Origin of the sequence: Staphylococcus sp. EZ-P03, from assembly GCF_003344575.1 — a bacterium.
Taxonomy (GTDB): Bacteria; Bacillota; Bacilli; order Staphylococcales; family Staphylococcaceae; genus Staphylococcus; species Staphylococcus simulans_B.
Genome location: NZ_QPMO01000024.1, coordinates 20,297 through 34,326, shown reverse-complemented (window position 1 = coordinate 34,326; position 14,030 = coordinate 20,297). Strand labels below are relative to the sequence as shown.

Genomic DNA, 14,030 nt, shown 5'->3' with positions numbered 1-14,030 from the left:
ATTTCGCCTCCTTAATATTGCCTTGCTTATCCTTCAAATGGATAAATCGTTACTCCTTTTACGACACGGTTGATAAAACCGTTCGGACTAGGGTTGTCTGGATTTAATCCTAATTGCACAGATTTGTAAAAGGCTAATAACTGACCGAAAATCAAGTATTCAAGTGTTAATTCTAAATCACTGTATCCTTCTGAATCTGGGAAAGTGATAGTAAACTCTGACCCTTCATCTTTGCCATCAAGAATTAAAATTTGATAGTTGCGATCTGGAATATTGATTTCATTAATAACATCTTGTTCATAACGGCGTTGGTATTCGTTTGCCCCGCGCAGCATGATGAACAATGCATTGTCATTCAAACCTGCTTTAGGACCATGTCTGAATCCAAGTGTTGTTTCTTTCGCAATCTCAATGGCACCAGAAGTTAATTCATTCAATTTCAAACTTACTTCTTTTGTTAACTCACCTTGCATACCAGTGCCGGCATAAAAGATTTTTTTGAATTGTTGTTTAGCAACTTCGCTTGCTTTTGCATCAATCCAGTCAAAGTTTTGTTCTACATTTTTGAAATAAGCTTCATCTGCTTTTTCTGAACCAAACAGCAATGCAGCTGACAGCAGCATTGTTGAGAAGCTTGAAGTCATCGCAAGTGATTTATCATTCGTTTCATCTGGAAGGATAACTTTAAATGCATTATCTTCATCCGCATAGCGTCCTAAGAAGCCTTCTTTGTTATTCGTAATGAACAAGTGATACACATGTTGAGAGAGTTGATTGAACAATTCAACTGTACCTTGTGTCTCAGGACTGTTGCCTGAACGTGCAAATGAAACAACTAAGTATGTTGTATCCGCATCAACATAAGTGGCTGGATTTGTCACAAAATGCGTTGTCGGTACAGATTCAAAACTCCATTTAGGGAATTTCGTGTTATCCACTGCCATACGAGCAATGTCGCCTACATACGCACTAGATCCTGCACCTGTAAAGATGACTTTATACTTTTGAGTTGATTCATTTTGTTCAATATCAGCTACGAATTGCTTGAAGTCTTTTGATACAGCTTTCACAATATCGAACGTTTTCTTCCACACAGAAGGCTGTTGTTGTATTTCTCTGTAAGTATCTGTTGTTTTCAAAATGATTCTTCCTCCTAATATGTTGTTATGTTGTCATAACCAGTTGTATTAAACACACAGTACTTATAAAAGTTTTACTGTGTATTTGTAATTGTTCCCACCTGCGTAAGATTGTGTATATTCAATAATGTCGCCATCGACATAGCTGACACGTTCTATGAACATACAACTTGCATTCACACTTTCATTTAATAAATCCGCAATCTGCTTCTTTAGTTTGATAGCACTTAAACTTTCATAAGCACTATCAATTTGAATATCGTAATAGTTATTCAATGTCTCATACAGCGAATGCTGATTGAAATCAAATTTATCCAATCCTTCGCATAACCTTACAGGCAAATATGTGATTTCATAAATCATAGGTTGTTCATTCGCTAATCGCAAACGTATTAAGCGATAAACAGAATGAAACGGTTTTAAGTTCATCTTTTCTTGTAAAAAAGGTGTTGCTTCAATACTGTCCATACTGATTACTTTTGTACGTGCAATATTGCCGTTCTTCTCAATTTCATCTTTAAAACTATAAAGACTATTCAACACTTGTGTATAATGATTGCCTAATACAATTGATCCTTTGCCATGTTCACGCCGAATCATTTGTTCTTGTTCTAAACGATCCAATGATTCACGAATCGTAATCCGACTCACATCATACAAATCACATAGTTTTCTTTCAGATGGCAACTTCGTTCCTTCTCCGTATTCACCGTTACTGATTTTATTTTTAATATCTTCATAAACTTGAAAATATAACGGCGCTTTAGAGTTATTCATCTACATCACCTCTGGTTATAACCAATTTTATTATAATTGACATGTAAGCGCTTGTCACTAGGTATTTTGTAAATATTATGTGAATTACTGGGATGTACGTTTATAGCTATTAGCAGAAATGTGGAAGTAATCCGGATGTGCTTCTGCCAATGTATTTAACAGATACATAGTATCGTCAAAGCGGATACCAGGTTCTTCTAATTCTTCAGGAGAGAAACGATAACCGATAATAAAGTTCTCTGCATTATTTTCTTTTACTGCTTTTTGAACTTCTTTTAATACCGCCATAGGGAAGTGTGTACGTTTCTTTCTGCTTCCGCCCCACTCATCTGTTCTGCGGTTACTATGAGGTGAGAAGAATTGCTGCAAGAGGTAAGTGTTCGCACCATGGATTTCAACACCATCATAACCCGCTTCAATCGCTCTTCTTGTCGCTTCTCCAAATTGGTGAATCATATCTTCTACTTGCAGCGGTGTCATTTCACGCGGTACAGCCGCATTCGGACGAAGTGCAGCCACAGGACTTGCAGAAATCGGAGTTGCGCCGCCGTTGATTTTAGGATCTGCCATACGTCCTGCATGATACAATTGCAAAATAGCTTTAGAACCTTTCTCATGAATTGCATCTGCTAAGCGTTTCAACCCAGGAATCTTTTCATCTGTATCAATACCGATTGCGCCAGGGAAACCGCGTCCGTTATCCATTACGAAACAACTCTCAACAATAATCGCACCTACTTTTCCGGAACGATGTTGATAATAATCAACCATCTCAGCCGTTACCGATCCATCAAAGTAAGCAGATTGTATCGTCATTGGCGCCATTAAAATTCTATTATCCAACTCAGCTCCCGATGATAATTTAACCTTCTCAAATAAAGACTTTGCCATGCCAACTTCTCCTTTTGTGATTTTTTTCACATGATACCCTAAAATTTTTTCTCATACATCGCATATGAGAAAGTTGTCCAATATCAAGTGATTCATTTTTTATTTTCGTAATTTTTTATTTCTTTTACTTTCACTGAGAGTATAACACAGAACACCCCTTGTGAAAACGTTAACAAATAAATATTCAAACAAATTTTACAATTCTATGAATTTATTCCATTCATCGTTTCACCTCAATTTATACATGTAACTTTTCACACTTTAAATTTACTTTTGACTTACTCCCTTTGCATCCAAACATCTATTCTAACCTTGTATTGAAAGTTGCTAATTTAGCCTTATTTTTTATAACTGCATTGCTTGCAACCTATATATAATAAAAGTGATTAAGTAAGGAGGTTTTCTAAATGAAAGCAATCGTAGTAGGTAAAGATCATCAACCCCAAGTTACTGAGAGAACATTACGCCCTTTGAAATATGGAGAAGCCTTATTAGATATGGAATGCTGCGGTGTATGTCACACTGATTTACACGTCGCACATGCAGACTTCGGTGATGTAACAGGTACAATTCTAGGTCATGAAGGCATTGGTATCGTGAAAGAAGTAGCCGAAGGCGTCACAAGTTTAAAAGTAGGCGACCGCGCAAGTGTCGCATGGTTCTTTGAAGGATGCGGTCATTGTGAATACTGTACAACTGGTCGTGAAACATTATGCCGTGAAGTTAAAAATGCCGGCTATACTGTTGATGGCGGTATGGCACAAGAATGTATCGTCACTGCAGATTATTCAGTCAAAGTTCCTGATGGTTTATCAAGCGAAGCTGCGAGCAGTATCACATGTGCTGGTGTTACAACTTATAAAGCAATTAAAGAATCAGGTGTCAAAGCTGGAGAATGGTTAGTATTATTCGGCTTAGGCGGACTTGGCAACTTAGCATTGCAATATGCGAAAAAAGTATTTAATGCGAAAGTCATCGCAGTAGACATCAATGAAAGCCAATTAGAATTTGCGAAAAAATATGATGCTGATATCACATTAAACCCTAAAGAAGTGAACGTAGAAAAATATATTCAAGAACATGTCGGCGGTGCACATGCTGCTGTAGTTACAGCTGTAGCAAAACAAGCTTTCAATTCAGCTGTTGAATCTGTTCGTGCCGGCGGTACTGTCGTTGCTGTAGGTTTACCTACAGAATCTATGGACTTATCTATTCCTCGTTTAGTCTTAGACGGTATCCATGTCGTAGGTTCTTTAGTAGGAACACGCGAAGACTTAAAAGAAGCTTTCCAATTCGGTGCTGAAGGCTTAGTTGTTCCTAAAACACAAACACGTCCAATGGAAGATGTTCAAGATATCTTTAAAGAAATGGAAGAAGGTAAAATCAACGGTCGTATGGTCGTTGATTTACGTCATTAATCATCATTATAAATGAAGCCAGACCTCACATTTGGGGCCTGGCTTTTAATTTCGTTAATACGCTATTATTTAATTTACATGTTCTGCGATAATTTCATAGTTTTCTAGTTTACTTATTCTTTCCTTATCTCCGATAATCACAAATTCCTTTTTAGCACGTGTGACAGCTACATTAATCAAATTAGGTTTTTGACATGACCATTTAATGGCACCATTTTGCGTGTCGTCCGTTCCTGTCACAAAATAAACCTTATCCGCTTCTTTACCTTGGAATGTATGCACTGTTCCAATTGATTTTTGCGCCCATTCACTAGCTGCTTTTCTATCTAAATTAATTTCTATTTGTAATGCCTTGCGTACAGATTTTCTAATTTCATCTTTCACTTTGGTAAACGGTGAAATTACATACGTACTTGGTGCAGATTCACCATTTTGCAGAGCTTTTTTCCAGTCTTTTAATAAACAATTAACCACTGCTTCTCCTTGTTCTTTAACAAATTGTTTTGGACCTGCTTTACCTTTGATATCAAGCCATGATGCTTGTCCTGGCTTTTTCTTAATATAATCTGGAAGTACCATCTTTTCTTCATATGCGATGATATTACTAATATCAAACATAGGATTCAGACATCTTCTATGTACCCACAATGGAATGCCTATCCATGTTGGATTACCCGAATCTGTTCCTTTCCAATAGCCGAAAACATTGGCATTATCAGCAATGCTTTGTACAGACGCTTCTGCACTGACTAATCGTTCCGGCACATGATACGCTTTACGGACTAAATCGATTAGATGGTTATCAAGTGTCACTACAGGCTCAATTTGAATCGGATCGCCCACTGCCACAACCTGTCGTGCACGTTGCATTGCGCCAGCCGCAGCTTGAGGTACCGCTTGTCCTGCTTCATCAATATATAGATAGTCAATAAAGTCTTTAGGCATGTCACGATACATATTTCTAAAACTCGCAAAGGTCGTACTGATAACTGGATATACAAGGTGCAATACATTCCATGCATTTTGTACTTTTTCTGGTTTATCCTTGATATATTCATAGCGTCGTTCAAAGTCCCAAAGTCCAGCTTGAACTGATTTCACATTACCTAACAGCACTAATTTATGCAGCACCATGGCTTGAATAAACAACAGCCCTCGATAAAATTGCAGCTCATCTGAAGTGTTAAGCACTTTTTCTTGTCGAACCTTATAATTCTCTTTCGCCCAAAAGGCATCATCAGAAAATTGCACACTGCTATGTTGCGCTTTAAATGTTTCATACTGTTGGATTGCATCTTCTTGGGCTTGTTCTTGCTTTTTAATTTGTGCAATATTTGATGTGCTGTTTTGCTTTTGTTTTTCTAACTCAATTGCCTGTTGCTTAAATGTTTTACGCTTTTGTTTAAGATTATCTCTATCATCTATAAGCTTTGTGACTCTTTCGCTTAGATCATGATTATTTGAATCTTGGTTCGTGTCACCTTTGAAAAAACCTACGAGTTTATCTAACGCTGACTTGTTGCTTTTTTGTTGTGATAATGTATGATTTAAAAGTTCTTGTTCCATTTTATTTTCTTGGAGTTCATTTTCTATTTCTTCTAAATGGGTTTTATTTTGAGCAGTTTCAGCATCTATTTGTTCAAGCAGCTGTTGGTGGTGTGCTTTTTTCGCTTGTAGCTGCTTAGATGTTGCAATGGCATCTTGATAGCTGTGATTAAGCTGTATACCTTTTTCGATATCTGCTTTTAGTTGTGTAATTTTATCTAAAGTCTCTTTAAAATTATCCTGAGCCTCTTCCCATGATCGAGAGACATCCATCTCTTTTTCTTGATCTTTTAACAATTGAACTAAATTTTTCGAGTTATCCTTCAAAGCATGTTTTATCGCTACATCGATATTTTTTCTTTTGCCCATCGCAGCTGAAAACAGTCCCCATGCAGGTTCTTCAATTATATTTTCAGCAATTTTGCTGAAATCTTTTAATTTAGAGGCTTCTTTTTGATAAGCCAACTCATATTCCATAAATGAAGAATCTTCGCCTTGTCGAATCACTTCTGCTATTTTAGGCAAATCTTTTGTGATGTTTTCTACAGCACCATTATTACTTGATGCGACCACCATTTTGAATTGGGCAATAGAGTCCTTTAAAAAATACATTTTTCTAGCATCCGTCTCATGAACTTTTCTTGCCTCAAAGGCTTTTCTAGGAGAAGATAATTCCGCTAATACTTTAGCTCTTTCAACAATGTTATGGGCAAATATATCTTTTAGTAATGTAGTTTTACCTGTTCCAGGAAGTCCATTGACAGAACTGACATGTTGGTGACCACTGGTAATTTGATTCACAGCCACTTGCTGCATCAGTGAAAGTCTATGTTCAACAAGTGATGGCCATCTGCCATCTGGATAATACTTTAGCTGTAAGATAGCTTCAATACCTTCTCTGTTTTCATCAATTTCAATTTTATCCATATCTGCAACACCTTCAATGTAATGAGTAAGTGTTGTACTAGGTGCTTGTTTGGCTTGTTCTATATCACTTAAGTAAAAGCTATTCAATTCATTCATTTGATCTCCAGGCTTAACCACTCTAACAGCGGTCGCATGTTTAAAAAAGCCTGACAATTGGGTTTCATAGCGTGCAAAATATTGTTCATATACTCTATCCATATGACTCAACTTAGCTTCTGTCAGCACATTATCTCCCAATATCTCGTCACATTCATGTTTGAAACGTTCAAAATGATCCTCGTAAACAGATTCTATTTGTTCATTCGGGTTCTTCGTCATATTTTTCATCGCGCTCATAAGCATTGGAACATAAAGTGTATCAAGCAATACTTTACCTTCATTATCTACCATAAACGTATAGCCGTAACAAATTTTAGAACTTTCATTGTAGACTTCTTCCTCATTGAACATTTGTTGAAGTGCTTTTTCAATCTCCGCAAATCTAAAACAATGACGATACATTTGAAATTGTAATTGTGCTTTTACGGCTTGTGGTTCAGACAACTTAAATTTATCTGCTTCCCATAACGGCTCAAAAGTTTCAAACTTACGCATAACCTTTTGCTTTTCACGCTGTTCAAACATTGTTTCACTTAAGTAATCATCTATGCCCTCGACTTCACCAGGTTGTAGTGTTTCAATTAATGCCCATGCCGATAAAGTGTTTTGTACTAACTGATTCATCGATATACCCCCTGTTTAAATTCATACTTCTTCTCTCTGCTTTTCTTATAGTATAACTGATATTAAAGTTATAATATATGCCAGACTGCATAATGATTTAAAGCAATGTTAAGTGTGTCATTCGTTGTGTCTTAAATACTTCATTCTCTTTACTGATGATTACCGCTTCAATCCCAGGAATCTCATTCAACACCGCAATCGCTTGTTGAATCGACATCGCAAAGCAGACAGTCGTCCAGATTTCACCATCAATGGATTGATCAGATACAATCGTAATACTTGCGATATCCCCTTCTGCTGGATAGCCTGTTTTAGAATCTAATATATGATGATAGAGTTTACCGTCCTTATAGAAATAGCGTTCATAGATACCAGAAGTCACTACAGATTGTCCTTCTATTTCAATGACACCCATCATTTGCCCGCGCTTTGATTCCGGCTGTTGTATGCCAACTGTCCACTTCTCTTTGTCTAAAGGGCGGCCGATTGTCAATACATTCCCGCCTAAATCAATAATGCCAGTTTGAACCCCTTGAGATATAAAATATGCTTTTAATTGATCTGCGAAATAACCTTTCGCAATCGCACCTAAATCAATTTCCATACCTGGTATTTTTAAATACACTGTACGTGCTTCATGATCAATCTCAACATTTTCAGGCTGGATTTTCTGTAAACGTTCTTGAATCTCTGCGTCACTTGGTAATTGTGCATCTTTAAAACCGATTTTCCACAACTTCACCAAAGGTCCAATTGTTAAATTAAATTTTGAATCAGATGATAAACTCACCGCAAGCGCTTGTTCAATCAACTCGAATAAATCTTCATCTACTTGGACAGGTTGAATCCCTGCATTTTGATTCACACGCATTAAGTCAGATGTATTGTCATTTGCGCTGAAACGTCGTTCATAATCTTTAAGCATCTCTTCTGCATGTGACAATAACACTTCAGCTTTGGGATGTTCTATTTGCAAGGTAATGCGTGTACCCATTAATCGAATTACACTTTGTTTCATCACGTTCGCTCCTCGTATTTCATTCGCTTCACTTTCATACTAGCAAACTTCTTGCAGTTTAGAACATTAAAATCCAAATGTGTTTCACGTAGAACACGAATTAAATTGGTAAGCATACATTAGTATTGCCTGAATCATTATCTATATATGTAATTATATTATTCTAAATCACAGCTTCATTTTAATTGCACTGTTCAATTCTTTGTATTCTGATAAGAATTATTGTACTATGAATCCAATATCGAATTTGGAGGTTATATTCATGTCTTTATATTTATTAGAAACTACTGATTTATCACCTATCAATTCTAAAGAAGAGTTAGAAAGCAAAGTGAAGGATTTATCTCAAACAGATGCGCCCACTTTAGTAGAAGTACAAGCAACTGAAGATTTAAGTCATGGTTATTTCATTGTAGAAGCTGATGATGAGAAGGCCGCAACACAACATTTAGAAAGTGCATCGATTTCCCCTCAAACGATTAAAGAAGTACGTTTGGTAGACAAGGATTTAGATGAAATCAAAAAGGGCGATGCAAAAGTAGATTATTTAGTTACTTGGAATATCCCTGAAGGTATTACAATGGATCAGTACCTTGAGCGTAAAAGAAAAAACTCTGTACACTATGAAGAAGTACCAGAAGTTCAATTCCAACGTACGTATGTATGCGAAGACATGTCAAAATGTGTCTGCCTATATAATGCACCAGATGAAGATGCGGTACGCAGAGCACGTAAAGCAGTAGATACACCTGTTGATGATATCGAAAAAATGTAATATATCTTTTTAGCAGTAGTAGATTTTATCCTACTTCTGCAATTATGTATGAAAAGGGGCTGGGACATAAATACAGCCCCTTTGTTATGTGTCTCTAAATTTTTTTAGGTTTACCACTGCGATTGTTATAGGAACAATCAGCATTATTAAACTAATAATAAAACTTGTCTCAATAATAAAATTGAACAATAAAAAAGCAAGTATACCTACAATAATCAAAATAATATTAAAAGTAGGCGTGTAAACTATCTTAGGTTTGTTAAACATAATTCATCACCTCTTAAACTTAAAAACAAGATGCTGCTGCTCCACTCATTCCACCAGAAACAGCTCCAACAACCGCCCCCACTGGACCAGCAACTCCAAATCCAGTTAAACCTACAGTCCCTGCACCACCAGCTGTGCCTAAACCGCATTTAAAGCCTTTTTTCCAACCGTAAAATTGAACAGATTGACTATCATCTATAACCATCATCTTCAAGCCTTTATCAGATTTAATATAACTCAAAGTAACACTCTTTCCATTCATATCTTTAGCAGAACTTGGAAGATTTTTAGTTTCTCCAGTTGCTACTTTTGTTATAGATGCCGTTCCATTATCATTTACAGCATATGTAAAACCTTTGTTTAATTTTATAGTAGCTTCAGAACTATTAATTTCTCCAACTGGCCAAATTCCTCTTTTTGTTGTTCTTCAGCTTTTGCAAAGTGACCATTTTCTAAAACAGGAGCGATAACTGTACCAGTTAGAACAACAGTACTTAAGACTACTTTGCCCAAAAATTCTTTTCTCTTTTCAACCTTTCTCCTTTACTAATAATTTAATTACTAATATATCCTATCAAAATAACAAAATATATTGGCAAAGATTCCCCAAGTGTTGACTTTTCGTTCTTATATGTCGATTAATTAACAACGCACCTATGAACTCTTAACGAAATAAAAAATTGTTAAATGGGCGATTTAGCATCTCAAGCTCTACCAACATTCTTTTAGAAAATTAGTTCAATCATGTATAAAAACATGGTTAGCTCTAAGGTTCAAATACATCCTACACTTTTGCTTTGAATGTAAAAACACTCCATTATACTATTGCTAGCATAGTGAAGTGTTTTGTGTTTATTATTTAGCTATTGAATTTGATTAATGTTCGTTCGGATCATTTTCTGCATCTTCATGTGTTTTATGCACTGTGCCGAATTTATGATCTGGTCCGCCGTAGATAGAATATAATTTTAATGGTTCGTCGCCTTTGTTTGTAACGTTGTGCCATGTATCTGCAGGTACAAAGATTGCATCGTCTGGACCTACTTCTTTTTCAAAGTTTAAATCGTCTTCTTTTGGTCCCATTTGGCATAAGCCTTTACCTTGTTCAATACGTAAGAATTGTTCGATTCCGTGGTGGATTTCTAAACCGATGTCATCTCCGGGTTGAATAGTCATTAATGTCACTTGAATGTTAGAGCCGGTCCAAATTGTAGTACGATAATTTTCATTTTCTAGTGTCATACCTTCAATATTATCTACAACTGGTTTTTTGCCTTGGTCTTCAAAGTTATAAGTCATTTTAAAACCCTCCTCGTATATTCTCTTCATTTATATTTTACCCCTTTTTATTAATTTTATATGTATTTTGTTGAGAATTCACAAACCTTTCAAAAATAGTTGTTAAAATATTCAAAGTATTGAGCCGAATCCATTACTCAACCTTATTTAATATGGTACAATGAGATTAGAATTATTATAAATAAGGAGTGTTGAACATGAGTAAAGACAAGTCGAAACTGACAGGCTTATTCGGCCATCCCGTAGGAGACCGTGAAAACTCAGCAACTGCCGGGCGACGTGGTCCATTATTAATGCAAGACGTTTATTTCTTAGAACTATTATCTCACTTTGATCGTGAAGTAATTCCAGAACGCCGTATGCACGCTAAAGGTTCAGGTGCTTTCGGTACTTTCACAGTAACCCATGACATTACACAATATACAGATGCAAGTATTTTCGCAGAAGTCGGTAAACAAACACCGATGTTTGCACGTTTCTCTACTGTAGCAGGTGAACGCGGTGCCGCTGACGCTGAACGTGATATCCGCGGTTTCGCATTAAAATTCTATACAGACGAAGGCAACTGGGACCTTGTAGGTAACAATACACCTGTCTTCTTCTTCAGAGACCCTAAATTATTCCCAAGTTTAAACCACGCTGTTAAACGTGATCCGCGTACAAACATGCGCAGTGCACAAAACAACTGGGATTTCTGGACTTCATTACCAGAAGCATTACATCAAGTAACTATCTTAATGTCTGACCGCGGTATTCCAAGAGGCTTCAGACATATGCATGGTTTTGGTTCTCATACTTATTCTTTATTAAATAAAGATAACGAACGTGTATGGGTGAAATTCCACTTCCGTACACAACAAGGTATTGAAAACTTCTCACCTGAAGAAGCAGAACAAGTGATTGCGAAAGACCGCGAATCTTCACAACGCGACTTATTCGAAGCGATTGAAGAAGGCAACTTCCCTAAATGGAAAATGTACATCCAAGTGATGACAGAAGAACAAGCACGCAATCATAAAGACAATCCGTTCGACTTAACAAAAGTTTGGTTTAAAGATGAATATCCATTAATCGAAGTGGGTGAATTCGAATTAAACCGCAACCCTGACAACTACTTCATGGATGTAGAACAAGCTGCTTTCGCACCGACAAACATTGTACCTGGTATCGACTTCTCACCAGATAAAATGTTGCAAGGCCGTTTATTCTCTTATGGAGATGCACAACGTTACCGTTTAGGTGTGAACCACTGGCAAATCCCAGTCAACCAACCTAAAGGTGTCGGTGTTGAAAACTTATGTCCATTCGCACGTGATGGACAAGGCCGCTTCTTAGACGGCAACCAAGGCGGCAGCACACATTACTATCCTAACAGCACAGGCGCAATGGAAAGCCAACCTGGCTATAAACGTCCACCTATGGATGTTGTAGATGGCCCAGCATATGAATACGACTTCCGTGAAGATGACGACAACTACTTCGAACAACCTGGTAAATTATTCCGTTTACAAACACCAGAACAACAAGAACGTATCTTCCAAAACACTGCCAACGAAATGGACGGTGTCACTTTAGAAGTCAAAGAACGTCATATCCGTCATTGCTATAAAGCAGATCCTGACTATGGTAAAGGTGTCGCAAAAGCAATGGGTATCGATATCAACAGTATCGATTTAAACGCTGAAGACTAAACCTGTTATTTCCTAGGTAATACTAATTAAGCGAGGTAGCTTATGATTTTAGATAAAATAAATCCTGATGACCTGTTCCCTACTGAATCTCAGCAAGCTTCAGTCTTAGGTAAAATGGGTTATCCGATGAATGGTGAAATCAAAATCTTTGAAGCAGCGTATGTCGCAACGAATGAACGTCTTATTTTAAATGTAGATATGGCAGGAGAATTCTATTACCGCAATATCGCTTATAATGAAATCAAAGCCATTGAACTTGAAGACGATACATTGAACTTAACGTTTGAAATCGGCACATTTAAATTGACCGACTTCAACAAAGACAGCGCTGAAAGCTTTAAAGACTATGTAATATCACAAATTCAATAAGATAGATAGAGGCCAAGCTGCTAAATTGAGTAGCTTGGTTTTTGTTTTATCTGCCTCTCAACAAGTACTTGAAAGTATATTGACTTTTGTTTTATAAGAGCATATTATAAGCATACATTATTTATCCGACTTTTCAGATATGATTATTAGACCATCTGAAGAATATTTATAGTAGGGAGAGGATTAGTATGAACAAAAATTTAATTTTACAATCTGACTTCGGTCTTTCAGATGGTGCAGTCAGTGCAATGAAGGGCGTTGCACGTACAGTCAGCCAAGATATCTTTATCAGCGACTTAACACATGACATCCCGCCATACGATATATGGGTAGCTTCCTATCGTCTGTACCAAACCGTTAAATACTGGCCAAAAGGTACAGTCTTTGTGTCTGTTGTAGACCCCGGTGTCGGCAGTGACCGCAGAAGTATTGCCTGCCTTACACAATCCGGCCACTACATCATTACACCAGATAACGGATCGCTTACACATATTAAACATTACGAAGGGATTAAAGCTGTCATCGCTATTGATGAGGTGAAAAGCCATTTGCCGCATTCGGAAGAAAGCCATACGTTCCACGGCCGCGATATTTATGCCTATAACGGTGCACGTTTAACTGCAGGTCAAATTCAATTTGAAGATTTAGGACAACCTATTGCATTAGATTCAATCCGTCAACTCTCTATCAATGATGCTAGAAAAGAAAGTGATAAATTGATTGGCTATATCGATATTTTAGATATCCGTTTCGGCTCTTTATGGACCAATATTCCACTTTCTTATCTGAAAGATAATCATATCAAGCATGGAGACAGTCTTCTCGTGACAATCTACCACCATGAAGATCAAATCTATCAAAACATCATAAAATTCGTACGTTCTTTTGCGGACGTCAGCATTGGCGAGCCATTAGTTTATGTCAATTCGCTTGTCAATTTAGGTGTTGCAGTCAACCAAAATTCATTCTCTGATTTATATCATATCGGCACAGGCAATGATTGGCGAATAGAAATAACAAAAGTTCCTTCTTTCTAATCTCTACTAATTATTCTTGCACGTAACTTAACCAAACAAATAGGAGAGCCATTTCTTAATATCTAAGTATGGTTCTCCTTTTGCTATTAATAGATTCAAATATACTTTATTCAGTTGCTTATTTTCAAAAGCGACCTTTCACATCCGTTAGTGA

General features: G+C 36.8%; 12 protein-coding genes and 1 pseudogene. 5 read left to right on the top strand and 8 right to left on the bottom strand.

The window, feature by feature from the left end; genetic code table 11:
• Positions 1-26 precede the first annotated feature (26 nt).
• From DVJ99_RS11030 to DVJ99_RS11020, 3 genes and pseudogenes are all read right to left on the bottom strand, one after another.
• Positions 27-1,142: an SIS domain-containing protein gene (locus DVJ99_RS11030; protein ID WP_114604240.1), complete on the bottom strand. Its 1,116-nt coding sequence runs from the start codon at positions 1,140-1,142 to the stop codon at positions 27-29.
• A 60-nt stretch (positions 1,143-1,202) separates the two neighbouring features.
• Positions 1,203-1,916 (bottom strand): GntR family transcriptional regulator, encoded by a 714-nt coding sequence (locus DVJ99_RS11025; RefSeq protein WP_105993947.1) that lies wholly within the window; start codon positions 1,914-1,916, stop codon positions 1,203-1,205.
• 90 nt (positions 1,917-2,006) lie between these two features.
• A pseudogene (locus tag DVJ99_RS11020) lies at positions 2,007-2,807 on the bottom strand (NADH-dependent flavin oxidoreductase); the annotation flags it as partial.
• Between the two features lie 407 nt (positions 2,808-3,214).
• On the opposite strand from DVJ99_RS11020, the gene adhP reads away from it, so the two are divergent.
• Positions 3,215-4,225, top strand: a complete 1,011-nt coding sequence (gene adhP / locus DVJ99_RS11015) for an alcohol dehydrogenase AdhP (RefSeq protein WP_114604239.1) — start codon at positions 3,215-3,217, stop codon at positions 4,223-4,225.
• A 69-nt stretch (positions 4,226-4,294) separates the two neighbouring features.
• Here adhP and DVJ99_RS11010 read toward each other — a convergent pair whose 3' ends face one another.
• Positions 4,295-7,420, bottom strand: a complete 3,126-nt coding sequence (locus DVJ99_RS11010; protein WP_114604238.1) for a DEAD/DEAH box helicase — start codon at positions 7,418-7,420, stop codon at positions 4,295-4,297.
• Positions 7,421-7,517: 97 nt separating this feature from the next.
• On the bottom strand, positions 7,518-8,438 hold the full coding sequence (locus tag DVJ99_RS11005; RefSeq protein ID WP_114604237.1) for an FAD:protein FMN transferase: 921 nt from the start codon (positions 8,436-8,438) through the stop codon (positions 7,518-7,520).
• Positions 8,439-8,700: 262 nt separating this feature from the next.
• Here DVJ99_RS11005 and DVJ99_RS11000 point away from each other — a divergent pair, with 262 nt between their 5' ends.
• On the top strand, positions 8,701-9,213 hold the full coding sequence (locus tag DVJ99_RS11000; RefSeq protein WP_114604236.1) for a DUF4242 domain-containing protein: 513 nt from the start codon (positions 8,701-8,703) through the stop codon (positions 9,211-9,213).
• A gap of 286 nt (positions 9,214-9,499) precedes the next feature.
• Here DVJ99_RS11000 and DVJ99_RS10990 read toward each other — a convergent pair whose 3' ends face one another.
• The 3 genes from DVJ99_RS10990 to DVJ99_RS10985 all read right to left on the bottom strand — a co-directional run bounded on the left by DVJ99_RS10990 (position 9,500) and on the right by DVJ99_RS10985 (position 10,779).
• Positions 9,500-9,721 carry a hypothetical protein gene (locus tag DVJ99_RS10990; RefSeq protein ID WP_162912190.1) on the bottom strand — a complete coding sequence of 74 codons (222 nt, stop codon included), beginning with the start codon at positions 9,719-9,721 and terminating at the stop codon, positions 9,500-9,502.
• A 125-nt stretch (positions 9,722-9,846) separates the two neighbouring features.
• Positions 9,847-9,993 carry a hypothetical protein gene (locus tag DVJ99_RS13150; RefSeq protein ID WP_162912189.1) on the bottom strand — a complete coding sequence of 49 codons (147 nt, stop codon included), beginning with the start codon at positions 9,991-9,993 and terminating at the stop codon, positions 9,847-9,849.
• Between the two features lie 363 nt (positions 9,994-10,356).
• Positions 10,357-10,779, bottom strand: coding sequence for a cupin domain-containing protein (locus DVJ99_RS10985; protein ID WP_105993971.1), 423 nt, complete (start codon positions 10,777-10,779; stop codon positions 10,357-10,359).
• 197 nt (positions 10,780-10,976) lie between these two features.
• Here DVJ99_RS10985 and DVJ99_RS10980 point away from each other — a divergent pair, with 197 nt between their 5' ends.
• From DVJ99_RS10980 to DVJ99_RS10970, 3 genes are all read left to right on the top strand, one after another.
• Entirely contained in the window at positions 10,977-12,470 is a 1,494-nt protein-coding gene (locus DVJ99_RS10980; protein ID WP_105993972.1) for a catalase, read from the top strand.
• 42 nt (positions 12,471-12,512) lie between these two features.
• Positions 12,513-12,839: a PH domain-containing protein gene (locus DVJ99_RS10975; protein WP_114604233.1), complete on the top strand. Its 327-nt coding sequence runs from the start codon at positions 12,513-12,515 to the stop codon at positions 12,837-12,839.
• Between the two features lie 188 nt (positions 12,840-13,027).
• Positions 13,028-13,876 (top strand): SAM hydrolase/SAM-dependent halogenase family protein, encoded by an 849-nt coding sequence (locus tag DVJ99_RS10970; RefSeq protein WP_114604232.1) that lies wholly within the window; start codon positions 13,028-13,030, stop codon positions 13,874-13,876.
• Positions 13,877-14,030 lie beyond the last annotated feature (154 nt).

What these genes read in the sequence shown, in the direction of transcription:
- DVJ99_RS11025 (WP_105993947.1), bottom strand. Translation starts at nt 1,916, where the DNA reads ATGAATAACTCTAAAGCGCCGTTATATTTTCAAGTTTATGAAGATATT.
- adhP (WP_114604239.1), top strand. Translation starts at nt 3,215, where the DNA reads ATGAAAGCAATCGTAGTAGGTAAAGATCATCAACCCCAAGTTACTGAG.
- DVJ99_RS11010 (WP_114604238.1), bottom strand. Translation starts at nt 7,420, where the DNA reads ATGAATCAGTTAGTACAAAACACTTTATCGGCATGGGCATTAATTGAA.
- DVJ99_RS11005 (WP_114604237.1), bottom strand. Translation starts at nt 8,438, where the DNA reads ATGAAACAAAGTGTAATTCGATTAATGGGTACACGCATTACCTTGCAA.
- DVJ99_RS11000 (WP_114604236.1), top strand. Translation starts at nt 8,701, where the DNA reads ATGTCTTTATATTTATTAGAAACTACTGATTTATCACCTATCAATTCT.
- DVJ99_RS10985 (WP_105993971.1), bottom strand. Translation starts at nt 10,779, where the DNA reads ATGACTTATAACTTTGAAGACCAAGGCAAAAAACCAGTTGTAGATAAT.
- DVJ99_RS10980 (WP_105993972.1), top strand. Translation starts at nt 10,977, where the DNA reads ATGAGTAAAGACAAGTCGAAACTGACAGGCTTATTCGGCCATCCCGTA.
- DVJ99_RS10975 (WP_114604233.1), top strand. Translation starts at nt 12,513, where the DNA reads ATGATTTTAGATAAAATAAATCCTGATGACCTGTTCCCTACTGAATCT.
- DVJ99_RS10970 (WP_114604232.1), top strand. Translation starts at nt 13,028, where the DNA reads ATGAACAAAAATTTAATTTTACAATCTGACTTCGGTCTTTCAGATGGT.